The 24387-nt window shown below is 41.7% G+C and carries 30 protein-coding genes; 20 read left to right on the plus strand and 10 right to left on the minus strand.

Going from position 1 to position 24387, the window contains the following annotated elements:
- Positions 1–16 precede the first annotated feature (16 nt).
- From AB4263_RS17240 to AB4263_RS17250, 3 genes are all read left to right on the plus strand, one after another.
- Positions 17–1861, plus strand: a complete 1845-nt coding sequence (locus AB4263_RS17240) for a DNA methyltransferase (protein WP_372098599.1) — start codon at positions 17–19, stop codon at positions 1859–1861.
- A complete protein-coding gene (locus AB4263_RS17245) occupies positions 1854–4541 on the plus strand; it encodes a type III restriction endonuclease (RefSeq protein ID WP_372098600.1) in 2688 nt (895 codons plus the stop codon). The genes AB4263_RS17240 and AB4263_RS17245 overlap by 8 nt, the downstream gene beginning before the upstream one ends.
- A 381-nt stretch (positions 4542–4922) precedes the next feature.
- A complete protein-coding gene (locus tag AB4263_RS17250) occupies positions 4923–5858 on the plus strand; it encodes a hypothetical protein (RefSeq protein WP_136987131.1) in 936 nt (311 codons plus the stop codon).
- Positions 5859–5889: 31 nt separating this feature from the next.
- Here the strand turns inward: AB4263_RS17250 and AB4263_RS17255 are convergent, their stop codons facing one another.
- Entirely contained in the window at positions 5890–6255 is a 366-nt protein-coding gene (locus tag AB4263_RS17255; RefSeq protein WP_081231404.1) for a hypothetical protein, read from the minus strand.
- Between the two features lie 175 nt (positions 6256–6430).
- Between AB4263_RS17255 and AB4263_RS17260 the strand changes: the two genes are divergently transcribed.
- The 12 genes from AB4263_RS17260 (at position 6431) to AB4263_RS17315 (ending at position 13332) form a co-directional block, all read left to right on the plus strand.
- Positions 6431–6649: a hypothetical protein gene (locus AB4263_RS17260; RefSeq protein WP_136987130.1), complete on the plus strand. Its 219-nt coding sequence runs from the start codon at positions 6431–6433 to the stop codon at positions 6647–6649.
- 5 nt (positions 6650–6654) lie between these two features.
- Positions 6655–6936, plus strand: coding sequence for a hypothetical protein (locus tag AB4263_RS17265; RefSeq protein ID WP_372050555.1), 282 nt, complete (start codon positions 6655–6657; stop codon positions 6934–6936).
- A gap of 32 nt (positions 6937–6968) precedes the next feature.
- Positions 6969–7712, plus strand: coding sequence for an excalibur calcium-binding domain-containing protein (locus AB4263_RS17270; RefSeq protein ID WP_372050554.1), 744 nt, complete (start codon positions 6969–6971; stop codon positions 7710–7712).
- Between the two features lie 419 nt (positions 7713–8131).
- On the plus strand, positions 8132–8536 hold the full coding sequence (locus tag AB4263_RS17275) for a LexA family transcriptional regulator (RefSeq protein WP_086715489.1): 405 nt from the start codon (positions 8132–8134) through the stop codon (positions 8534–8536).
- Between the two features lie 2 nt (positions 8537–8538).
- On the plus strand, positions 8539–9798 hold the full coding sequence (locus AB4263_RS17280) for a Y-family DNA polymerase (RefSeq protein ID WP_136987129.1): 1260 nt from the start codon (positions 8539–8541) through the stop codon (positions 9796–9798).
- Positions 9799–9920: 122 nt separating this feature from the next.
- The gene (locus AB4263_RS17285; RefSeq protein WP_081231411.1) at positions 9921–10112 is read left to right on the plus strand and encodes a hypothetical protein; all 192 of its coding nucleotides are present in this window, start codon (positions 9921–9923) and stop codon (positions 10110–10112) included.
- A gap of 10 nt (positions 10113–10122) precedes the next feature.
- The gene (locus AB4263_RS17290) at positions 10123–10548 is read left to right on the plus strand and encodes a hypothetical protein (RefSeq protein ID WP_102561104.1); all 426 of its coding nucleotides are present in this window, start codon (positions 10123–10125) and stop codon (positions 10546–10548) included.
- On the plus strand, positions 10520–10741 hold the full coding sequence (locus AB4263_RS17295; protein ID WP_086715480.1) for a hypothetical protein: 222 nt from the start codon (positions 10520–10522) through the stop codon (positions 10739–10741). Before AB4263_RS17290 ends, AB4263_RS17295 begins: the two co-directional genes overlap by 29 nt.
- 107 nt (positions 10742–10848) lie before the next feature.
- The gene (locus tag AB4263_RS17300; RefSeq protein WP_170964551.1) at positions 10849–11016 is read left to right on the plus strand and encodes a hypothetical protein; all 168 of its coding nucleotides are present in this window, start codon (positions 10849–10851) and stop codon (positions 11014–11016) included.
- Between the two features lie 135 nt (positions 11017–11151).
- Positions 11152–11391, plus strand: a complete 240-nt coding sequence (locus AB4263_RS17305; RefSeq protein WP_136987128.1) for a hypothetical protein — start codon at positions 11152–11154, stop codon at positions 11389–11391.
- Between the two features lie 50 nt (positions 11392–11441).
- Entirely contained in the window at positions 11442–11990 is a 549-nt protein-coding gene (locus AB4263_RS17310) for a hypothetical protein (protein WP_102561101.1), read from the plus strand.
- Between the two features lie 73 nt (positions 11991–12063).
- Complete coding sequence (locus AB4263_RS17315) at positions 12064–13332, plus strand: phage integrase Arm DNA-binding domain-containing protein (RefSeq protein WP_372050552.1); 1269 nt, start codon at positions 12064–12066, stop codon at positions 13330–13332.
- Between the two features lie 144 nt (positions 13333–13476).
- Here the strand turns inward: AB4263_RS17315 and AB4263_RS17320 are convergent, their stop codons facing one another.
- On the minus strand, positions 13477–14601 hold the full coding sequence (locus AB4263_RS17320) for a tyrosine-type recombinase/integrase (RefSeq protein ID WP_102367749.1): 1125 nt from the start codon (positions 14599–14601) through the stop codon (positions 13477–13479).
- A gap of 329 nt (positions 14602–14930) precedes the next feature.
- On the opposite strand from AB4263_RS17320, the gene AB4263_RS17325 reads away from it, so the two are divergent.
- From AB4263_RS17325 to AB4263_RS17345, 5 genes are all read left to right on the plus strand, one after another.
- Positions 14931–16064, plus strand: a complete 1134-nt coding sequence (locus AB4263_RS17325; RefSeq protein ID WP_372050550.1) for a hypothetical protein — start codon at positions 14931–14933, stop codon at positions 16062–16064.
- A gap of 76 nt (positions 16065–16140) precedes the next feature.
- Positions 16141–16437: a hypothetical protein gene (locus tag AB4263_RS17330; protein ID WP_372050549.1), complete on the plus strand. Its 297-nt coding sequence runs from the start codon at positions 16141–16143 to the stop codon at positions 16435–16437.
- Positions 16438–16906: 469 nt separating this feature from the next.
- The gene (locus tag AB4263_RS17335) at positions 16907–17932 is read left to right on the plus strand and encodes an EAL domain-containing protein (protein WP_154723898.1); all 1026 of its coding nucleotides are present in this window, start codon (positions 16907–16909) and stop codon (positions 17930–17932) included.
- Positions 17933–17938: 6 nt separating this feature from the next.
- A complete protein-coding gene (locus AB4263_RS17340) occupies positions 17939–18082 on the plus strand; it encodes a hypothetical protein (RefSeq protein WP_154723897.1) in 144 nt (47 codons plus the stop codon).
- Between the two features lie 54 nt (positions 18083–18136).
- Entirely contained in the window at positions 18137–18310 is a 174-nt protein-coding gene (locus AB4263_RS17345) for a hypothetical protein (RefSeq protein ID WP_154723896.1), read from the plus strand.
- A 74-nt stretch (positions 18311–18384) separates the two neighbouring features.
- Here AB4263_RS17345 and AB4263_RS17350 read toward each other — a convergent pair whose 3' ends face one another.
- From AB4263_RS17350 to AB4263_RS17385, 8 genes are all read right to left on the minus strand, one after another.
- Complete coding sequence (locus tag AB4263_RS17350) at positions 18385–18621, minus strand: hypothetical protein (protein ID WP_136987187.1); 237 nt, start codon at positions 18619–18621, stop codon at positions 18385–18387.
- Between the two features lie 492 nt (positions 18622–19113).
- Entirely contained in the window at positions 19114–20031 is a 918-nt protein-coding gene (locus AB4263_RS17355; protein ID WP_136987186.1) for a hypothetical protein, read from the minus strand.
- A gap of 225 nt (positions 20032–20256) precedes the next feature.
- A complete protein-coding gene (locus AB4263_RS17360) occupies positions 20257–20439 on the minus strand; it encodes a hypothetical protein (protein ID WP_154723895.1) in 183 nt (60 codons plus the stop codon).
- Between the two features lie 17 nt (positions 20440–20456).
- Positions 20457–20735, minus strand: coding sequence for a hypothetical protein (locus AB4263_RS17365; protein WP_154723894.1), 279 nt, complete (start codon positions 20733–20735; stop codon positions 20457–20459).
- Between the two features lie 151 nt (positions 20736–20886).
- On the minus strand, positions 20887–21102 hold the full coding sequence (locus AB4263_RS17370; protein ID WP_081231368.1) for a hypothetical protein: 216 nt from the start codon (positions 21100–21102) through the stop codon (positions 20887–20889).
- A gap of 89 nt (positions 21103–21191) precedes the next feature.
- On the minus strand, positions 21192–22535 hold the full coding sequence (locus AB4263_RS17375; RefSeq protein WP_154723893.1) for a hypothetical protein: 1344 nt from the start codon (positions 22533–22535) through the stop codon (positions 21192–21194).
- A gap of 3 nt (positions 22536–22538) precedes the next feature.
- Positions 22539–23960, minus strand: coding sequence for a hypothetical protein (locus AB4263_RS17380; protein WP_136987184.1), 1422 nt, complete (start codon positions 23958–23960; stop codon positions 22539–22541).
- A 91-nt stretch (positions 23961–24051) separates the two neighbouring features.
- Positions 24052–24387 (minus strand): hypothetical protein (locus AB4263_RS17385; protein ID WP_372083547.1); only part of this gene is annotated, 336 nt, incomplete at its 5' end.

A 24387-nucleotide genomic window follows, 5' to 3' on the forward strand; every position in this document is an offset into this window, starting at 1 on the left:
TAAAGAGAATAAGACTATGTCTAACGACCAGACCAACGTAGAAAGCTATGAATTCGAGCCAATTAAGGGCTACCCGATGCTTAACTGGAAAGGTAAGCGTCCTTTTCGCTCTACCCAATATTTTCCAGCACAACTAAAAGAAGTGTACGGCCAAGAAGATGATAACGGTTGGATCAACAAAATTTTCTGGGGCGATAACCTTCAAGTAATGAGCCACTTGCTAAAAGAGTTTCGTGGTAAAGTGGATCTTATCTATATTGATCCTCCATTTGATTCAAAAGCTGATTATAAAAAGGTTGTAAAACTCAAAAATAAGCAACTATCAGGAGATTCAAACTCTTTTGAAGAGAAGCAATATACGGATATTTGGTCAAATGATGAGTACTTACAGTTTATCTATGAAAGGGTAATTCTTCTCCGTGAACTGCTTTCTGAAAAGGGGGTTATTTTTCTTCATTGTGATTGGCATAAAAGTCACTACCTACGTTGTATTCTTGAAGAGGTTTTTGGTCAAAATAATTTCGTCAATGAAATTATCTGGCAAAAATGTAACTCAAAAAACTTCACATCATCCTCATTAAGTAATGTACATGATACGATTTTTTTGTATTCAAAAAATTCCGAATATTGTTTTAACGAAATTTTTGAAGAGTTAAGGGACGAATATATCCAATCAGCGTATAGATACAAAGACTCAGATGGGGAAAGTTATCGTATATTACCATTGCATGCTCCTGGAATTCGTAATGGTAGCACTGGTGGAGAGTGGAGAGGAATGTTACCTCTTGCTGGCAACCATTGGCGATTTACTCCAGAGAATATGGACGAAATGGACTCTAAAGGCTTTATTATTAAAAGTGACACAGGAGTATGGTCATATAAGAAGTATCTTAAGGACTCTAAAGGAGCACGCATAGGTACGATTTGGCTTGATGCTAAGCAATTACCGCCATCAGAGAAAACAGGCTATCCGACTCAGAAACCAGTGTCTATTCTTGAAAAAATAATTCAAATCGGAAGTGGTGAGGGTGATTTGATATTTGACTGCTTTATGGGCTCTGGTACAACACAGCTAGTAGCAAATAAACTTAATAGAAAGTTTATTGGTGCAGATATTAATCTAGGCTCTATTCAAACCACGACTAAACGTTTAGGGAATGATCAGGCTAATTTTGAAGTTTATAACGTTAACAATTACGAAATTTTCCGTAATCCAGTAGAGGCAAAAGACCTTCTAATCGAAGCGTTAGAAATCCAACCGCTTGGCTCTAATACCATCTACGATGGCGAAAAAGACGGCGCCAAAGTGAAAATTATGCCAGTCAACCGTATTGCAACCAAAGAAGATTTGAATGATCTGATTCAAGGCTTCCCTTATAAGCAATTCGAGGAGCGTAAAGAGGCAAATCCTAATAAACCGGTAGAAGACATCATGCTGGTTTGTATGGGACATGAGCCGGGGCTAGGCGCGATTCTTGAGAATGAATCCGGATATAAGATGAAGGTTGAAGTAGTCGATATTCTGCGCGATAAATCTGACCTTACCTTTAAGTATGACTCTGAAGCGTCTATTAAAATTAAGGATGGTAAGTTAGTCATCGAAGCCTTCTACCCTCGTAACCTATTACAAAAGCTCAGCCAACAAAAAGACGACGTAACTGAGTGGCGAGAAATGGTGGAATCTATCATGATCGACTGGAACTTCGATGGTGCTGTGATGGAGCCTATCGTTATCGATATCCCTGCAAAAGATAAATTCGTTGCTGGCGAATACGAGATCCCAGAGGGTGCAAATAACATCAAGATTAAGATTACAGATTTACTCTCTGAATCTTATGAAGAGGTGATTGCACATGGTTAAAAATGCCCAAGAGAACTTCGAACTTAACAATGCATTTTACGTGCACCTGCATGAGTTCTATAAGATTCATCGAGGTACGGTTCGTAAGCATTATTCTCGCTTGAGTAAGGCGTTTCTCGATTTTAACGACCCTTCTCGTCCGGGAAGCTTTTTGCGCACGCCGCAGTTCGAAGCGCTAGAAATTTACGTCTTCTTAAAAGAGTTCTTGGACAACAAACCCGTTTACCAACTATTTGAAGATTGGTATGGCAACAAAGGCCGCTTCGAAGAACGTATCTCAGGTATTAGCGCGGTCGATGGCCAACTGATGCAAGGGGATATGTTCTGGGAGATGTCTGCGAAGGATTACAAAGGTATCTTCAAGAAGATGAAGGCCAGCAACGGTGGCCGCCTTTACCCGAACTACATCTTCGCTCTGACGATGGGTACCGGTAAAACCATATTGATGGCCACTTGTATTTTCTATGACTTTTTAGCTGGCAACAAAAAAAGCAAAGATGACCCTCGATTTATTCAGAATGCGCTTATTTTTGCCCCAGATAAGACAGTACTGCAGTCTTTGCGTGAGATAGAGTCTTTCGACCACACCAAAGTCGTGCCGCCCGAATACATGCCGATCGTCGCAGAGTTTAAGTTTCATTACTTAGAAGATGCCGGTGTTTCACTTAACACTCTAGATGGCTCTAAGTTCAACATCATCGTATCGAACAGCCAGAAAATCATCTTACGTCGCGATAATAAAGGAAAATCAACAGCGGATAAGTTGTTTAGTTCAGGCAAAGAGGCCTACCAAGGAATGGGCAACGTTGTTGATGACATGATGGATGTCCTCGAACTTGATTCTGAAACGATGAATGTTGCACCAGAAGATGAAGCAGATCTTGTCACCAACCAACGATTTGAGAAAATAAAACGTCTTCCTCAGCTAGGTATTTTTGTTGACGAAGCGCACCACGCGTTCGGAACTAAACTCGCTAAAGATATGGGTGTAAAAAACGACACCTCAGCGAACTCTTTGCGTAAAACTATCGATGAGCTGGCCATAAATCTAAAAGCGGCTGGGACTCGAGTTGTAGGGTGTTATAACTACACAGGTACGCCCTATGTTGGTAAGGATGTGCTTCCAGAGGTGGTTTACGCGTATGGCCTTCGCAAAGCAATCGACAACAATTATCTGAAGCAAGTAAAGCTTCACAGCTTTACCCAAACTCGTCAGAAGCAATTCCTTGAAATAGCCATCGATAAATTCTTAGAAGGCGCAGAAGAAGTTGGTCGCCCAGAAAATATGCTACCTAAAATGGCTATTTTTGGGACGACGATCGAAGAGATAAACGATGTTGTTCGCCCTGCTGTCGAAGAAATTTTAGCTGAACGAGGCATCTCAACAGATCGTATTTTGGTTAACGTTGGTGATAAGAAACTCACGACCGATGATGACATTCGCGAATTCAATCGCCTAGACACACCGAGATCGGAAAAGCAGTTCATCTTATTGGTAAACAAAGGTCGCGAAGGTTGGAACTGTCGTTCGCTATTTTCTGTTGCAATGTTCCGAGAACCGAAATCAAAAGTGTTCATACTCCAAGCGACTATGCGTTGTTTGCGCGCTATCGGTGATCGCCAACATACGGGCCAAGTTTTCTTGACCGATGAGAACATGAAGCTTCTAGATAAAGAGCTTCAAGCGAACTTCCGTATCTCAGCTGAAGAGATGAAAGACCCCGATCCGAACAAAGTTACGGTCCAGGTTAGAGTTGAGCAACCAAGCATCAAAATTCCTATTAAGCGCGTACGACGTCAGTTCAAGTTGATTGAGAAAGAAGACTTAGACAAAGGGTATGATCTTGGCCTTAAAGATGTGAATGTCGATAAATATCGCCTTATCCACTCAACTCAAGACGGCATGTTGATGCCAGATGACCTTGGTTCTGCGAAATCTCGAGTGCACAACGATATTTCACATATTAAAGATCAGCGCACTTTTTCGAAGCTAACACTGGTTGCTGATATTGCGCGTTACCTGAACAAGCCATGCTTAGAGGTTGAGAAAATAGTCGGGGGAACCGCTGAGGGCTTCGAAAGCATCTTGAAGATGGTTAACGAGTTCAACGAGGTGCTTTACGACGAGGTCATCCCACGCTTGTTTAAAGCTATTTATGATATCGAAGCTGAGAGCATTACCGAAGAGTTCGAAGTAGACCTGGTAAACGAACCACCTATTGATGTGGGCTATTATCCTGTAACGGTCGCGAAGGACAAGATCATTAGCAAATCGAGTAGCGAATCAAACCCTAATGTTGGTAAAAGTTTCCATCTTGACAACTACTGTTTCGATTCTAACCCTGAGAGAGATTTCTTCTGGAGCATGTTGCATGAAGATAAAGTCGATAAGATTTGGTTTACCGGTATGCTAACGCACGGCCAGAGCGACTTTGTGATTCATTATGTGGATAGCGAAACGCAGCGCGTTCGCAGCTACTACCCAGACTTTTTGATTAAGAAGCAAGATGGTTCTTATGTGATGGTTGAAGTGAAGGGCGAGCACATGATTGATTCTCAGAACGTAAGAGACAAGAAAGATGCGGCTGATTTGATGGGCGTAGCTTCTGGTATTGGCTACGAAATCATTGCAGGTAAAGCAGCAGAAAGTGGTTTATATGGACGATCATTCCTGAACTAAAAGACTACGGAGGCTATTTAGATGCACTAAATAGCCTTTTTAATGTGCATGAAAATGCCAAATTCAAACATAAAGTATTTAGATGGTTTTGTTATTCATAAATGATTTCTGTCCAGAAACGTGTTTGAATGGGGCCGATCAATCTGTGGATGCCCAAGACAACCAGTATGATACTTTATTACTCAGTTGTAGCGTGACTCAGACTTTGTAGTAGGAATTAGTATGAATCTTTATTTCTGGGTGAGTATCATTTAGAACGGTACAAACAGGGTTACTTGACTGCTTAGTATGAAACTTTATTCCTCTCCTACAGGATATGAAAAAAAAATTTTGCGATCTCGGAAAAATTAAGTAGGTTTAAATCAAAAGGAATACATTCTTATGTTAAAACCAACTTTCACGCTCTTAACTGATTACGTAATGAACGTCATCACGGTAGTTATTCAAACCCTGAAATACATCATTCCGACTCTGTGTATCTTACTCAGCTGTTATTTTGGTGATTATGTGTTCATAGTCGCAATGGGCGTCTCACTCGTACAGGCGAAAGCCATTAGAAACATCGCCTATGAAAAGATAGTGCTCGATGATCCGACGCACATGAACCTCTCTATGTTTCATTCCGAATATTGGCACCGTTTCTGTAAGACGGCCAAACTTATGACGAAGTTCTCTGTTTTTTATCTACTCTTGTTTGCACTTGATTCATTCAATTGGAACGACACCTTTATCAATAAAAATTATAGCGAGAACCTGGCCTTAGAGAATCTATGGCCTTGCTTATTATCGGGCTGGAACTATGCTCTTGTCCTATTGGTAGCGTTCATGACTTGGGTGATAATGACACCGATAAAATTAGTATTCGGTAGCACCGAGATATTGATGCTGGAGTGGTATCCGATCACTAATCGTTGGAAACATGCATCAGATATAACCCTCCATTTGGCAGACCCTTACAAACCAATAAAAGGCAAAAAAGACCAACTGATCAGAGAAATGACGATGTTTACTAGCGCATTGAATGGTAGTGGATTTTACTCACTCAGCGTCAACACACACGTAATTAGTGGGAAGTTATGGGAGCTACTAAAAATAACGTTAAGTGATGCAGTCATCGATGTGAACAAGAAACGTAAAAATTGGCTCGACTTCACCGTGTATAAAGTAGCTATCTACGTCAATCACTGTGGCCTCAAGGGAAAATCCTATCAACAGTATCGTGATCTTATAGGTAAGCAGAGGTTTGAGAATAACCACATCGTAAAAATTCGCTTCAATGAAAAGCCGATAAAGCGAGAGTCGGTCCTGATTAAATAGCGTGTATTAAAAGGCTCTCATTGTTAGATCCTTATTCATACATCAATTTGTCGAAGTCTTTGAGAATCGTCATACCGTAGCTGGTCAATGACAGCCAACGAGGACGTCTTCCTGAAACGGGATCAATTCCCATTGCTATTAAGTCATATCTCGTCATATTCGTGACGTTGAAAATTGGAAGAGAGGATTTCTTGTTGGCATGTTTAACCAAGTCACTGAGAAATTGATACGAATCCTTACCATCTCTATTGACCCCGTAGAGCTCTGCTATCTCGGTCATAATATTGCCATTTCGAGTGGCATCAATCAGTACGAATGTGGACAGGGAAACATCATATTTGTTTGCTAGGACACGAGACACGTATTGAAGACCACCAGGTTTGAGCTGCTTAGACATCTGTTAACTTCCTGAAATTTCGATATAACAATAGATAGCCTTAGTAATATCTAATATTCCGCTACTAACAGCAACACACAATACCGGTTGAACCACAACCTTGTGATGACAATGTGCTTAATAGAACACATCGATGTTGTATATCTAATCCAAAGCCAATTGAAGGAACTGAGATATGCAAACGAAGCAAGGCGAACTGACATTTAATACTGGTAGAGGTTATGCACCTGATGGACAAAGAATTCATGCGACTATTATCGATGATACTGAAGTAACACTTCGTGTGCGATTTTCCGATAAAACGCGTGGGATAGATGGCGAAGTACAAGTGCTTGAATTCACCGAGACTGCCATTATGCGTGAGTATGATTCCGGTAACTATACAGAGGTGTAATGGCCATGAATACAACAACACCAAGTAAGGTTCACAACAAGATGAGCACTCAAGAGATGGCCGCATATATGTTGGAGTCGGGAGTGCATTACACTGCTGCAAGTTTATCAAAAGAGTTGGGTATACCTCTAGCCAATGCATCTGGAAACTTATATAACATAATAACCGGAAAAAAGTATGAGACTGATTTAGTAGGTAAGCCAGTCACCGTAAAATTCGTGGATATACGTGGACTTAAAAAGGGGCAGCGTTTGTGGTCCCAGATTCTATCGGGCTGCTGGTCTTAGTGACAATGTAACGTAAATAAATAGAGAACGTTATGATGGGGATTATTCGCAGTTCAATGTATTTGGTTGTTTTACTTGCTTCGTTTTCATCACTGGGAAATGAAATGTGGCGTGGGTTGGTAGTTAAGGAAGAGCATCGATGTTCACCATACGATAAGAAAAGCCAATACCCATATCCCGCTTCAGTAGAGTCAGCGATAGTCGATAGTATGGGAGGTCAGATTTATGGCCCTTATACTGGCACCTACTACCAATCAACTTCAGAGACAGACATCGAACACATCATTGCAGCCAGTGAAGGGCATGACAGTGGACTCTGTGCGGCAAGCCCTGAAACAAGAAAAGCATTTGCAACAGATCTATTGAACTTGACCCTAGCATCCCCAGCTGTGAACCGTTGTAGTTCTACTGGAAAATGTGGCTTGGACGCTGGCGAGTGGTTGCCGCCAAGAAACCAATGTTGGTTCGCGTTGCGTGTCATTGAGATAAAAACTAAGTATGGCCTTAGTGTAAATCCAGTCGAAGCGAACACGTTGGAGAGTGTTATCAATAATTGCCCGTCTTTTGAAATGGTGTTCTATGCACCTGCTGGAAGCGCTCCAACTAAATACGTCACCCAATCTACGGGGCATGCGTTGTCCTTGTATGATGACAACAACAACGGACGTATCACTTGTGCCGAAGCTCGAAATCATAAGATTGCACCAGTAACGGCTCATGACCCGGCATACGCATTCATGTCTGACCGAGACGGGGATGGTGTTGTGTGCGAGTAAACGATTTATTGCTGGCGAGACTGAAGTTTTGCCAGCGTTCTCTTTGATAACTTCCGACCCACAAAAACAAACAACCCCAAACAGACTAGACCTACGCCAGCACCATAGTCATTGAAAATGTGGACTAAAGCTAACCAAGCGAAAAATAGTACAACAACTAATATTGCAAACCTTACTAATGGCATAGTGACCTCTTAACTTTCCCTTTGATTTAAACAACTTAACATCGTTTAGGTGAAACCTAAATATACACAATATCATATTATGTTATCGTATATATGGCTCTTGTTCATAATGTCGCCCTCTCAACCTCTGTCTCACCTTAAATTCTATAGCGCTAGTTACCTACTGAGACATTCTCTTGCCTTTTATCTAGATTCGGGGCTAGAATTGCACTGTATAAATAACCAGTATAAATTATGAATATATTAACTTATCCAGTGAGTGCAGGCGTGGTGGGTTTTGAGTCCCCAGCTGCAGAATATAAACAACTGGAATTGAGCCTTGATGAATTGCTGGTGGAACACCCGTCATCAACTTTTTTAGCGCTGGCACAGGGAGATAGCATGCAAGGAGTTGGGATTTTTTCAGGTGATGTATTGATTGTAGATCGAGCCCTTACTGCGAAAGACCACGATATTATCATTGCCAATCTAAACGGTGAACTGGTTTGTAAAATTCTAGATATCAAAGGACGTCGCTTGCTGAGTGCGAATGAATCAATGAAGCCGGTAAGAATTGATGAACAAGACTCCTTCGCAATAGAAGGGGTATTAGCGAGTTCCATCAGACTCCACCGTGTATCAACTATGTTTTCGGGTTAAGCATGTATTCATTAATAGATGGCAATTCATTCTACAATTCGTGTCATCAAGTCTTCAGACCTGATTTACGTGGAAAGCCGGTTATCACCGTCAGTAACAATGATGGTTGTGCCGTTGCGGTAAACAATCAAGCGAAGGCGTTGAACATTCCAAAGTTCGAACCTTACTTTAAAATCAAGGCATTATGTGAGCAACATGGCGTTACAGTCTTCTCATCTAACTATGAACTGTACTCCAGTTTGAGCTTGCGGATGATGCAAGTGATTGCACGTTTTGGACCTGAACAACTGATCTATTCAATCGATGAAAGCTTCCTAAATCTGGACAAGTGCATAAACATTCCTTGTTTACGAGAGCATGGGGCCGCAATTCGAAAAGCAATATGGAAAGAGTGTCGGATCCCGGTCTGTGTGGGAACCGGCCCGACGCTCACCCTCTCAAAATTAGCCAACCACGCAGCGAAAAAACTCCCTGGTTATCAGGGGGTATGTGTTTTAGATTCAGTGAAAGAAACCCAACGTGTTCTCCAGGCTATTGATGTGGGTTCAGTTTGGGGGATTGGTCGCAAGCGAACGAAAGCATTGCAATTTATGGGGATCACTACCGCAGCGCAACTAGCAAATTTTTCACCTTCAAAAGCGAGAAAAGAATTCGATGTCGGTGTTGAGCGAACGATACGGGAGCTCAATGGTGAAAAGTGTATTCCATTCGACATAGCAAGAGCAGACAAACAACAAGTTTTTTCTACCCGCAGTCTGGGTAAGCGCATAACGGAATTCGATGAGCTTAGACAAGCTATCAGTCTGCATGTGGGCATTGCCTCGCGAAAGATCCGTGCTCAACAGTCACTTTGTAAAGTGTTGGTTTGCTTTGCAGGAAATTCACCTTTTGACGAAAAGCCGGTTAGTTTCAAAGCGATTCACAAATTTGAGTACGCGACAGCTGATGTGGATACCTTAACCAGTGCGGCCTGTGCTCTGGCCAAAACACTCTACAAAGAAGGTGTTCAGTACTACAAAGTCGGTGTTGGGCTGATTGACCTCGTTGACGGAAGACATGAGCAAGCTGACCTATTTAACCCACAACCCAATAATGCAAAGTTAATGGCTTCGTTTGATCAGATAAACGCAAAGTATGGAATGGACACTATCTTTCTGGCTGCGCAAGGAACACCTACAAGACAGTCTTGGGGTATGCGCCGCGAAATGCTGTCTCCGCAATACACCACTAAATGGAGCGACTTACCTAGAATCGCCTGCTAATTTCTACCCACCGCGTTTGTGATACGCAATCTATTCTCCAATTCAAGCTCTTTATTTGAACATGCCTGTATCGGGTTGTTGGATACTGAACTCAGTAGTACTTAACAAAGTAGAGAGCAAGAATGGCAGACACGCTAAAAGACCCGTTTATAAGGCAACGACTCCCCTCGAATTCTAAACCAGCATTCGATGACTGGATTGCGCACGTTCCTGTGGGTAATCAGCTGCCGCGAGGCAAGTATTTCCAATCTAAGGTCACAGTACCTAAGCACCAGTCAGACGAAACAGAATTGCAGTTCAAACCTTCCCGTTAAAGGCAAAGATATGACTTCAATAAAAATCGTTTCTACAGCTCAACGGCTTTACCAATGTCGTGAACAACAAATATTTCTTTCAGGAGAGCAGGGGTTCATTGAAAAATATGAGAAATGGTCCCCTGTCATACGATTAACGATGGCCAAATTCAATTGTAACGAGTTACATGCCCTGGTCAGAATCTTAGAGATCACTGAGAAGCGACATGACTCAGGCATGTTTACTCATTTGTTGTCGGCAGTAGCTTGCGAGATGTGCGAACCGACTATCACCGTTAACACAAACCACACGACTGAATTCAAAGCCGGAGTCATGGCAAGTAGAAAAGGGGAGAAGTTTAACCCTGATTGCCATATCGAGTGGCAAGAAGGCTATATCCGTGAGCAGTTAAGGAGAGTCGCCAATAATGCGCAAACTCAAGTACGATCTCACTGACTACATGGGACCTGTTGATAAAGCGTTGCTCAGGTTAAGCATCCTAACCATTGGGTCGCATGTAATGATAGTTACTGGCTTTAACGGGCAACTTTTCGGCCTCGTTGAAACCTTACTCACCTTGGGTTTCGTTGCGGCAGTGGCGACAATTGCCTACAAACAAAAACGTAAAGATCGAGAAGAGCACCTTTGAGTTCTTCAGTCTGCTCTAGCGTCGTCTAAATATTGAAACTCGATACGAAGCTAAATTGGGAGTCTTGGGATGTATAACAAACTCACAGTTAATCTTAGGAAGATAATATGAAGACAGTGACAGAATTGCACACAATGAATGTCGCTCTATATTGCCCTCACTGCGGAGAAGTACAAGATGGTTTTTGTGGCAATCCTGCGGGTGGTGAATTTGAATGCGACGATTGCCATAGGCCATACAAAGTCCACTCTGAAGCCGATATCGAACATAGATAATAATATAAGCATGTGTCTTAAAAATCAGTTAGGAACCTGTTACTCACCACTATAGAAACGCACATATTAACTGACGGGGCTCGTATGAAAGTACACGAAAATACGACGAATTTACCCTCACGGTGGGTGAATGCAATGTTTATATTCATAACATTAATAGCGATGGTGGCAGGCTACCTATCTGAGCTAACCAATATCTATGGAACATTTGTAGTGCTGCCCTTTGCAACATTAACAACTTGGTCGAGCTACGCCAACGTTACCTTTTCAACACATACCAAATTGTGGTGCTACCTTTTTGGAATTATGACTTTCTGGTCGTTTATAGTAGTCGGCATTAACTTCTTCTTAGCGGTAACCAGTACCTCGGTGTAATTTAATACCCACCAATGGACATCGATTGTCAGATCAATGGAGAAAGCAAGATGCTTAAAAAAAGAACGATAAATGATGCGATGTCAATAGTATGTATTTTCTTATTTCTGGAGATACATTACCTGCATTTCATGACTGACCAACCAGAGCTGTATGACAACCTAAAAAGCTTAGTAGCTATGGTTCTGGTCATTCCGCTCATTAGTATTGCTTGTCGTATCGATCTCCTAGCCAACAAAAAGGTACTCGCCAATCCAGCTGTGATTCATCTAACAACACAACAATGCGAGTTAATGTGGCAAGGAGAAGAGTTAAGTAAAATTTCAACGATACCAGTAAAGCAACTACTCTTAGATAATCCTGATAGTTTCGCGGAGCTGGTGGGTTCGATGCTACGGGAAGCAAAGCAACCTGGGCTTACATTGAAGCCTTTGTTAATCGTTCACTCAATGCTTGAACTGACGAAGTTAGAGGAAGAGGAACTTAAACGTTTGCTTATGGGCATTGGTGCAGCGAAAGTCGTAGTAGTTGATGAGCCTGAGCAAATAGAGGCTGCCAGAAAAGCGACAATATTCCCTGACTTATTTGGCGATGCATAACGTAATCCAGTATGTAACAATCGAACGTAACTAAAAGGAACGACGGTTATAAGCTCACCTTCGTAATATAAATATGGGTACAAAACGAACTGATAAACACAAAGATTTACCGCCTTATCTTTATCGATATCAACACAAAGATGGCAAGGTACGTTACCGCCTAAAGCTTGCGTCAGGGAAATTCTACTCTTTCCCTGTAGGCACGAAGAAACTTCACGCGATCAATGAAGCGGTTAACTACAATATCAAGTACCGGTCTATGGAACAGCTCATAGAGAAAGCACACCAAGCTTCATTACCGGCTCTCGATAGCGTCCCAGATAAGCCACGACACACTTCTTTAAACGACTTCAATATTCCTTTAGAAAAAGCACTGAAGAAAATCTTTCCGCTAATCAAACGAGAAGAGCTTTCAAAAGGTACGATGGAGAAGTACCAATTACTAATGAAGAAGCTCTGTGCTGATTTAGGAACGACACTTACCCATGAATTAGACTTGCAAATGATGAATGTCTTCTTAAATACTCTTTACGCTAAATTTTCAGCTCAGTGCTACAACAACAACCTCAGTTTGATCAATAAAGCGTTCAGTTATTTAGCAGATCAATCGTATATACCTGATAACTTCATGCGCAATAAAAAACGTCTTCGGGTCACTAAAAAAGAACAGGTTAAAAAGCGTCAAAGACTAACACTAGAAGAGTTTGAATTGATTTATCAAAGCGCACCACTCTTTCTTAAGGTGGCAATGGCATTGACGTTGGAGACGACGCATGCGATCAATGAAATATGTCGTATCAAATACAACCTACGTTCACCAAGAGATAACCGTTGCGGAATTGTCTGGAATGAGGATAAGCAACCTGTAATGGTTGATGGCGTAAAAATTTATGGTTACTTGTATATACATAGGCAAAAAGTCTCAAATTCAGAGGCATCCAGAGTAAAAATCCCTGTCACACAGTCTATCTTTGACATTGTGCAGATGAGTTATACAGACCGTATACGCTGCCCTTATATCGTCCACATGAAACCAATACAAAGACAAAGAGGCGTTGCTAAAGATTGTGACCATATCTACCAAGTCCAAAGTCATTACCTAAGCAAGCAGTTCAGCAAGATACGTGACAAAGTTGGTGTCAAATCGCACTTACCAAGTAACCAAAGACCGACGTACCATGAGATTCGTTCCTTAGCGGCACGAATGATTGAAAAGAAAGGCTTAAGTGCCACAAAGAGGATGGCTCATAGCAATTCAAAAACAACGGAGATTTATACGAAACCTGATCAAGCCGTATGGAATGAGTGTGAGCCAGTTTCTGTATACCCGAACGACAACTAAAGAGATATAGCCAGCTTTTTCAGTAGTTTCAATTTGAGGCATAAAATGCAAATGCCCCAAGCTAAAATCAATATAGAGAAATTCAACCGACTCGGCGGATAATGAAACCCCGCAGCTGTCAGCTGCGGGGTTTCAAAAGACTGGTTATTTTCGTCCTCTAGATGCGCGTTTCTGTGCCATTGCACCATCTTTTGCCAATATTCCGCGACCGTACCTCATCACCATAGCCGGTGTGGACCAACGTCCAGCTTGCTGTACTTGCAAGATGGTGTATCCATCGGTCAATAAATCCTGACACGCGCCAACTCTTGCACTGTGGCCAGTAAAAGTGGCAATACCAACCTTGCCCAAATTAAGCGCTTCCCATGCTTTATTGAAGATCTGCTCGATAGTCCATGACGTCATTTTCTTATGTTTTTTGCCGCTTTCAGGGTGGGCTGGGTCGATTAACTTTGGTCTATATGGCGTGTTGTGTCGGCTCACACCGACGAACAAGAAAGCTTGTTCATCTGTGTCATCAAGCCCTGCTAATTCTACGTATTCATGAATAATATCAACAGCTTCTGGACTAAACACCACTGTATCTGGTTCGCCACTATGATTAGATTTCGTGATAGGGATAGTCAGCAAAGCCGTTCCGTCACCTGGGTACTCTAAGTGACCAAAACGGATGTTTGCGATTTCCGACGCACGAAGTAGGGTTTCATAAGCAACAGTCAGCAAAGCCAGATCACGACGATACCGTAGGCTAGGGGAATGACGCCACAATTCGGTTATCTTATCTAAGTGTTTCTCTCGAAACGCTGAAGCCTGTACAATTCGTTCACCCGCCTCAACTTTTCTTCGAAAGATACCGGCCATCTTGTCACGCACGATTTCATCAAGAAATGGATCCGGACAACCCGAGATACGATGAATTTTTGAAATGGCCCACGCATAAGATCGATTTGAGTTACGGTGTAAGTCGTCGACCTTATCTTCAAAGAATAATTCGATGGTTTCTGCGGCTGCTGGCAATGGGTGATGTTCATGCTCGTGACACCATTTCTCAAATCGTGACCAGTTGCTATAGAGTTGAGAAAGTGAGTTCTTAGCATAACGCTCTTCACGTTTATTGAACTCTCGCAAAAGATGGTTAATAGCATCTTGAATTTTTTGGTACTGTTCGTTCGATGTACCGTGCTTTCGTGCGAGCATGATCGCCTGGTGAACATGTTCTGGCCTTAAACGGGAAAAGTCCGTATGAAGTGAGATTTCAGTGCCGACCATATCATTTCCAACTTATGCTTTCGTAGTTCGTTACAGTCTAACCAATTCCATGCATTTTTTCTAGATCACATATAATTGTAATTATCTGAGATCTAGAAAATGTGCAATTTATGGCTTTAAATCTACGCGTGATTATCCTGACATTCAATTTATCTGAGTTAATTACAGTGTCACTTTTATTGGAGGGTAGGGGGGCTAAAATTCTAACAACAACGCATCCAGTAAATGAACGGTACATTTTTACCGTGCTTCGCTTCAAACGACAATTATCGAACATCGAACAGGTGTTCGTTCGTTCTGGACGTTCGACCAATGTTCGATTAAAATGAATGACATCGAAATCTGAACTTGAGTACCATCTAATGAGCGACATCAGCACACAGAAAGACCTTACCGCAGATCAACTACAACGACGCCAACGTGTTTTTGAAATTTGTGATTCGCTCTTCGTTAAAGGCGAGAAAACCAGTGTTCGCAATGTCTTATCAATGATGCCGGACGTTAAATCTACCTCCACGATTAACGTGGATGTCCGTGAATGGAACACTCAAGCTAAGAACAAACGAATGGACCTCTTCAGAGAACGAGGCTTTAGCGATGAATTTGTTGAATTGTTTTCAACTGAAATCACTCGATTAAGCGCCGCTAAAGATGCAGAGCACAATGCCGAAGTTCTCATGTATAAAGATGAAGCAGATCTGGCCAATGAACTCCTTTTGAAGACGGAGGGTGAGCTGGAGTTAGCCGGTGTTAAGCTTGAAGAATCAAACACTACAATTTCATTGAAAGACAAAGAGATAACCAAGCTTACAACCGAACTTGCGCAAAGCGAAAAGAACTGTGAAGGTATTGAACAACGGCTGACGGATGAGATTGGTGGCTTGCAGGACAAGTTGAATAATCAAAAAATCGATCTTGATAAGGCTCAAAGCCAAGTGGCCAAGACTGAGGTCAAACTCGAAAACCAAGAGACACTAATAGGCAACTTAGAAACTCAGCTCAATGAATGTCGAAACAAGATATCCGAACTAAGTGACACTGTGACTCAGAAATCCGGAGAAATCATCAGGTTCGAAACTCAGGCTCAGGGCGATATTCAACTGATCAAAGAATTACGTGAGAGTCGAAACAAATTCAGCACTGACCTAGCAGAAGTTGAAGCGGAATACATTACAACAAAATCTGAAAACGCACGCCTAGCCAGCGAGTTAGAGCAAGCAACGATAAGGTTTGGTACTGCATCAGAACGACTAACCTCTCTATCAGATCAGTTTACTGAGCTACGTATGTCTAACAGTCAAAACATTAGTACCATCGAAAGACAAGGTGCCTTCAGTAGCCGCCTAGAGGATGATGTTAAGCGTCTTACTCAGCAAAACGAAAGTCAAAAAGAAGAACTAGCGAATAACCAGACCATCATCAAAGAACTTGAGGCCAAAAACCTTCAATTGGGTAACAATTAGGTCCTATTCATTCGACACTCATTTTTCTATTAGATGGTGTACAACCATATGTGTACTCATCTAACTGGAGAGAATTATGAGAGCGACAGCAAGCTTGTGTGATGTGTTCCAGGACACTAAATTTTCGGCAATCAAAGACAAGCTCCAAGACATTGCAGAAATCAATCAGAAGTTTCATGAGCAATTTCCCCACTATGGCCATCAACTGCGTGTTGCGAACGTCAACGGGGGCAGCATAGCTATTGAAGCCCCAAACAGTATGGTACTGACGCGTTTAAAGTTCGATAAGCAACAAATTCTTGCTTGGGCTGAGAAGATTGATTCAACAATCACTAACTTGAAACTGTCCGTTAACCCTACTCTTTATAAGTAGTGAGGATCAGAGATTCATGACGAAGGATCAGTTAAGCGGCGAAAATCGATTGTCTATTTGACAACAATGCAGCTCGTCCCACCTAAGATGAGTTTGTGGCAATATAATGCGCCATGACAACGTATTGACGAATCCACATGAAAATGTGGCAGAGTGAAAGTCGCCTAACAGCGACTTTTTCATTTCTACAGTAAGTTGCTCTACTCTATTGAGTCGTTCAAAAGATTCTATACATCCGATGCTTGAACCCTGCAGACTTTAAACCATTCACTCAAATCAACTTTGTGTATTTATCCACCAGCAACTAACAAATTTTGTGGATATCTAACTACCCTATAGAGCTCAGAGGCTTAAAACCGATATTTGTACAATCTATGTATGAATTTAAGGGCCTTATTTGCACACTTATCATTAATATTAGAGTTCAATTGATTGGGACATGAAATGAACCTAATCGAGATAAGTAGCTATGACTAACTCAATACAAAATGAATATGCGAAGGAAAGGAACGTACTTGCGATATCTCTGTGTATGCCTTTACTAGCTGCCGCTTGTCTAGCTGGGCTCTTGATTGGAAAAGGTAAAGTAGAGCTTTCTATCTTTCAAGAAGTAAGCGTCATTATGGCGTGCAGTGGGTTTATCATTGGGATCATCTTTGGCAATCGACTCGTTCTAACTCAAATGCAAAAAGTAATCACGATTCGCGAGAGAAATAACCAAGTACTGCGTATTAACACTGCTTTAGATAATGGTGACATCAAACCGTATTTTCAAAGTAGAGTTTCACAAACAAGTGGAAAGATAACGGGCTGTGAAGCACTGGCACGTTGGGAATGCCAAGGTTGTGTTATCCCACCTGCAGAATTCATCCCCTTCTCGATCAAAGAAGGCTTGATTTCAGAAATAGACACCGAAATCGCTGTACAAGCCATCGAACAATTAAAGGTTTGGCTGATAACAAATAAAATCACTGACGATTTCACTTTATCGTTTAATGTTGCCGCCGACACTCTACAGTGTACTGATTCAATCAAAAAAATTGCCAATGCTTTGAGTACAGTGGTCAATGAAAGGATATCAATAGAAATAGAGATTACAGAACAAACAAAAATTGAAACCAATGACATGATGCTCAGAAATATCGAGCTCCTGAAACAGTCGGGAGCCGATTTAGCTCTGGATGACTTTACTGCAGGTCACAATAGTATGACTATGTTGACGACCATCAAGTTCGACACAATCAAGTTCGACAGAAGCCTCATTACCTTTAAAGTCAATGATACAAGATCGCAGGAGATAAGCATTAAAGTGCTAGAAAACTTTGTCATCCTGTCTAAGCAGCTGGGGTTGAACACCACTCTAGAAGGGATAGAGACACCAGAAGCACTACAACTATACCAATCTTCAGGTATAGAGAGTTTTCAGGGCTTTTTATTTTCAAAGCCCTTGTCTTCCAATGACTTCGAACAACATTATACTAATTTCAACCATTGACACACGATGCCTAATGGAAGTTCCAAAGGTGGATTGGTCAATGTCAGTGGTCGTTTTGTATTGGCTCATGGTGACGCAAGATTAACGCTATCCGCTAATGAAGTAGAACAAATGACTAACTTGATTACCAACGCGTCTTGGTACGGCTAACGTAGAGGGAAAATGATGATAAAACGTATCGAATTTAATGTTTTAGGATGTGGTATGAACACGAGAACGTCAGCTAACGAACTTCTTGTGGATGTCGCACATGAGCGATTGAATAACTGGTTAGTTGAACAAGCAGTTTCTATTGTCAGTATTGAATCTATTTATGAGACTAAAATTGACACTGGCGACAGTAGATTTATTTGCCTACGACTTTGGTATGCTGACTAAACTGTAACCCACCACTAAGGCAAGAAAAGGAAAAAGTAACTGATGACCGAACTGGTGGGTGCTTTCAAAAACGTTTAGTTAACTGGCTCACTATCTTGAAGATCAGCCTTCACCGCCCCATCGACCAAGAGTACAGACACCGAATAAATAGACTGTTCAATGTTGCCATCTTCATTCATCCGTTCATAACCACCGATAGTCTTGTCCCCGTGCTGTTCTACCAATTGGCTCAGGGATTGTTGGTTCAAACTGCCCTCGCCTTCTTGCACTGATTCAGACGCGACAACTGACACAGAGACAGTGAAAGACATTGAGGCTACCAAAAAAAAGCAAATTTCAAATTCATACATTTAATCTCTAATGGTCAAACATACTTGCTATATACAACAATTTACGAAAAGTTTAGTTCTTGCTATAGCAATTAGACACATGGCCAGTATGAAATATCTGAATTAAAGCGTTATCGCTCTTGGCTGTCCATATTGTATACCCAAATGAACTGGGCCTAGCTTCTAAAGACCAATCGCTTTGGATCTCATATACGAACCTTGGTGTTTTTATGAAGGTGAGTAGCGAATGGCGATAGTAAGTTTCAACCGTGTCCTCTTTGATTTCTACAAATTCAGTCCAAGACAGGCAGACGGCAAGTAGGCAAAGAGATATCACTTCTTGCACCGGTGGGTGGTAACTATGGGATGAGCTGACCAGTGAGGTGTAAAACATAAACCCAATAAGGACAATGACCCAGCCTCTTACGAAATTTAAAACAGGCACCGTCGCTTGATATTTTGCATTAAAAATAGTCATTGAATTAACTCCGCAATACGTTGATAAGAACCTGGAACCTTACGACTAAACCAATCGTAACGATGTACTTTTTGATCTCGGCTAAATACGTAATCTTGGCTTTTGGTTTTGGTCCACACTGCAACCACCGATTTCGATTTGAATTCATCACTCAGAAACTCAATCGCTCTCGGGGTCATAAAATTTGGATTGATAAAATATGCAGATAGGCCCTTAGACCAACACATATCTATAAACAGTGGATCATCTGAGACAAACACTCGCTTGGTTTTGTTAGTGCCTTTTGTGTAAGACCGGATGAATGGTGATCTCGCGGAGCTGTATCCATTGAGTTTAATGAACACTAAGCGACCTTTGTTAACGAACAATAAGATGGGTTCGCCTTGAAACTCAGTGATGGCATCAATAACGGCATTGGGAACCCAACCGTTAACAGCGTTCACATATTCGATAAATTGTTCAGCGTCTGGAATACAGGATAGATGGTCAGGCACATTGCGTTCATCCACTGAAAGCCCCCACTCTTCCACTTCTTTTGGCAAGACTCTCATTCTCGCGATGTCCATAACGATATCCGTGAATTTGATATCTTCAGGTGTGAGTTCACGGTAAATGTCAGCAGGTATATTCAAACCGGCTAGGCGACATAATTCTATAATGGCGCGATGTGGTGTTACTGAGTGGTCGTTTGAATAGGCGTCGATAATCGAAGTAGGTCCACAAGACTCACAGTTGAAACTGCCAGTGCCTAAAAAGTGGGTCCCCTTGTTTCCACAGGAAGGGCATAACAACTCGACCATTTCACCAGCACCTAATCTGGGGACCAGGTGACCAAAGGCTTGATCGATTGTTTCTTGGGTCATCTTTGGGAATAGATGCTCTTTCAAATATCCATTAACTAGATCGGAATCCATACGCATCTCCGTTTCATTCATTTACACCGAAGGTAGTAAAGAAAGAATGGAGCAATAACGCGATAAAATGGTTAAATAATGAAAGATATTTGGATGTTTATTAGGTGTGAAGGAGTAAAGAGGTGTCGAGGTAATGAAGATTGAGACTGGATAATTAAGTTTCCATTTTAACCTTTAGAGTAAAACTGTTGAATGTAGATCGCTTCAAACAGCATAATATTTTCCCTACTTGTTCGGTTTGTTTATGCGGTTATAAATCAATGCACCATTAAATAACGCGACACCTATCGCTACAACCGTCATCAACATCAGAGGCAATTGAGTTGTTCGAGTAGCTTCGTAATCTGTTAGTAGAACCCAGACCAAGAACGCGAACGCAATAACTACCGAAATTACTATTTTTGTCATTAACGCATTTTCCCCCATTAGCTGATTACTGGTAAAAGGCTAGTTTTTTTAAACCTTTCCATTTCCGATACTGGCACATGAAAATCTATCTCCGGAGGGTTATTTTTAGCACCGTTCATTTTGAACTGTACTAAGTGGTATAACGCTCGGTCATCAGCAGGTAAAACATGAAACTCACCTGTAGATGGTAGTTCGATGCTACAGCAAGCCACACCATCAAAAATCAAGATCATCGGAGTTTCAGGGCTGTTCGGGACAAGGGCTATTTTGAACCCTGTAAAGTCATGTGTGTCCATTTAATACCCCTAAGCTACAAAATCCTGTTTAAATTTTCTGGTCTACCAGATCTATCCCAAGGAACGTATAACCATCGTGAATGTTCGATTTGGTCTAATATCAATAGCCCTCAAAGAAGCACATTGAAGGGAATGCAACGCGCAGCAGTCATTAATCATCGTCACCTTCAAAGGCTTTGTCTCGATCCATCTCATTTGAAAGCCAATGAACATATGGAAGACCTCCAAACAGTTTGTCTTCTTCTCTTTCAGGGGATGAATGACGATGAGATACGCCACGTCTCCTTACTCCAGAATTTTTGCGTCGGTTGTTCTGCATTCTATTGCAAAAATCATCGTGGCTTTGTTGCTCAGTTCTTCGTGACATATTGTAATCTCCTGTTGTTGCATATTTTAGTTATACAACAAAAAAGCTACTAATGAATATGTTCCGTACCCAAATTGGGGGGAATGTATTTAGAAGTGTTGTATTGCTCGGTCTAGACAGTCGCCGGTATCCGCATTACAACCGATGATCACATTCTCACGGTATCGCGTTGAATCGTTGCCAAAGGCTGGCAACATTGCGCCCTGTGACACCCTACGAGGCTTTTTCTGGTGGGTAGCATCAAGTAAGCCATTGATATCCATATACGCTTGCCATTGCTTAGGCGACATCTGAGCGTATTGTTCCGGTTCTATGCCAATAGTGAGACGACTGGCCGCTGACCTACTAGCCGACATCGCAAAGTGTTCTATTTCTTTATCCGCCAATTCAACTGAATATTGGTATTCGAATTTGTCCCAAATACAGTAAGAGTAACTATCCACTTTTGTTTCTTTTGGTACAGGTTCACCCTTGAAGCTACCAACTCGTACAAATCTACTTTGTGAATAAAGCGGAAGCGTAAGTTTCGTGTCACTTTCATATAAAGCCTGTAGAACCGGTGAATGAAATTCAAAGGAGTTCGGTTCAATACAAAGCTGTCGCACTTTTAGCTGGTGGCCATCATCAAAGTGATTTCCTAGACTGATGCGAGAAGAAACATTTCCTTGATGCACCACTCGGTGGTACATGTCCATTGCATAACCGTTACTATCTATAATTGCAGCTAAACGAGAATCAAAGTCATGATTGCCATATGAGCTACCTCGTGAACGTAATGTAACCTTCACTCTGTTACTAGAAATGCGCTCGATACCTTCAACTTGAGTAAAGATAATGAAATCCGAATAATGCCGTGCAATTTCAGTCACAATTCGCATTGACTTAATATCACGTTCCACCAACTTGCTCTCATGAAGCTGCAGCTTTAGCGAATTAATCAAATCAGACTGTTCACCACGTTTACTCAAACTCTCGATCTGAGAAGACAACATCGTAATGCGCTTTCGAAGAGGATGACCAGGCTCCCTATGATATTGCTCCAGACTTCTTCTTAAAACTTCATCATTCTTTATCATTTCAAGCTGAGACTGGAACTCTCTTCTGTCTATATCCACATTGACTGTCAGTGATACACATTTAAAATCAGCACCAGTGCAGTTATTCACTGATTGACTAACTACATCCACATCGGCTACTAGAGGTAGTAGAACCTTCAATGTCTCTAGATAAGTTCCGTTATAACTTTGACTCGTCTTTACATAACCACGTAGATCCGCTTTAGAGACAGCTAAAAACGCAGCTTCATCTTTCAATTGCTGAAACAGAGCCTGCGTTACTTGCTCGCTCGGAACTACGCGCTCTACAGTTGCGTCGAATGGCTTTGCAGTCACTAGGCTAGACATTAGAAACAACAAAATAAACATACGTCCCATACATCACTCCTCCACTGTTAACGAACTCAAAGCAGTACCATACCCTGCGGTCTGTAAGCCCACGTATGGAACAACAAGAGGGTACGTTGGTTGATAGCGCTCAATTCTGAATGGGTATCTCATTCCGGCTGCGACTTTAGAGAAGGCAACATGGGGTTCGCCATTAAGCATCAACATGAATTGTTTAGGGGTTATAACCTGTGAAGAACACACCGCATCAATGCATCCTTGTCGGATCGTATTAATCTCATCTGTATAACGTGACTCTATCCATGCTTTATCAAAGTTGGAATCAACGAGAAGCCAATCATCAATATTCGTTTCATCCCCATGGAAATCCGTGGCTACCTCCCGGATACGAACAGTACTAAACACCGTCACATGGGACCCCAATAAAGTTGCCTGTTTTGTATCTTTAGGAAACACCAATTCTCCATTAAGCAATTCACAATAGGTTGGTATCCCTGAACGCTTGAATACTGAATCAGATTCGGAACCTTTTTCGTAATAGTACCCACGACCTATATGGACTATCTTTCCTGACACGTTGATTGCTACTTCTGGCTCTCGGTGAAACAACTGAGCTGTTGTCAGCGATTGATGTGATAAGTAATCATCTGCCGATGCGAATAACATGCAATGGTACTTAGCCCTAAATTCGACCTGCTCTATGGACAGCTCTGGGACACTCATCTTCATAGTCACATACCGAGTATCAGAGATTAAAGATGGAACGGCTTTTACCAGATCATTCATCTTCTCAGAACCAGGTAGGACAAACGAATAGGCAATGTACTGAGACGTTGATGGCTCACCTATTGAGTCAAACACAGGCACCTTATTCAGCTTAACTTCTTGTGGAACGAACCCCGTATCCTTAAATATCGTAGATACCTTGATACGTTTAACAAGCTCCTTTTGTTCCTTTGCTCTGAGCCTTAACCACTGAGAATAGATTCCGTCTTCTGCGCGGAACTCAATTGGTAACCGAGAGTGGCGTGACTCTATCAATGTAAATTGGTTTAGCTGCGCACTTAGTACATCTTTGGGCTTTGACTCAAGTTGCGACATGCCACTAGCACTGTTATGAAGGCTTTGAGTGATAGCCTTAGCAATTTGTTTATCGACTATCAATTTAATGGTTGTTTCTAAGCAAATGCCAACATCGCATTCAACTTTATCCTGAGCTAAGACAATAAGTTTCTGAATGGATGGCTGGTAGGAATACACAAGTCCATATTTGTCTCCCTTGGAAATGGTTTGCTCAACTCGTTCCAATGCATCAACTTTAGCGGCTTCCACACCTAAAGCTTCTAAGCCAACCGTAGTTTGCGCATCCATGATTAATAAACTTCTCCCTGAAACCTCATATGCTTCAGAAACGAACGACATGATCATCAATGCGATTGTGGAATATATCTTCATTCGGAAACCTAAAAAAAACCCTATTGGAGTTTGTATACACCAATAGGGTTTAGTTATTAGAAATATCGATTAAACGTCATCAATATGGGCATTATGTTAGTTTTGTGTCTTGATCATAATTCACGTCACCATCGATTTCTCCTACTGAACCTCCCAAGCCAACTACAGTATCAAGCTTGTCGCCATTGATAATTTCATCGGCGTCCATTTCAAGATTTGTCTTGTCGCCAGTAGTTAAAGCTGTCGCAATATCCAACTTATTAGAGTTGTCTCCTAAGTTTGCGTCAGACGTACTTGGGTCCATATGTCCATCGTTTGGAGCGTCAAATCCTGTTGATGCTAGTTGAGTACCACTTTCTCGCATCATAGAGTCATGTTCTGCACCATCGTTAGGTGCTACCGATGTGTCAAACTGGTTAGGAGTATC

Origin of the sequence: Vibrio sp. 10N.261.55.C5 (assembly GCF_041470505.1) — a bacterium.
GTDB lineage: Bacteria > Pseudomonadota > Gammaproteobacteria > Enterobacterales > Vibrionaceae > Vibrio > Vibrio crassostreae_C.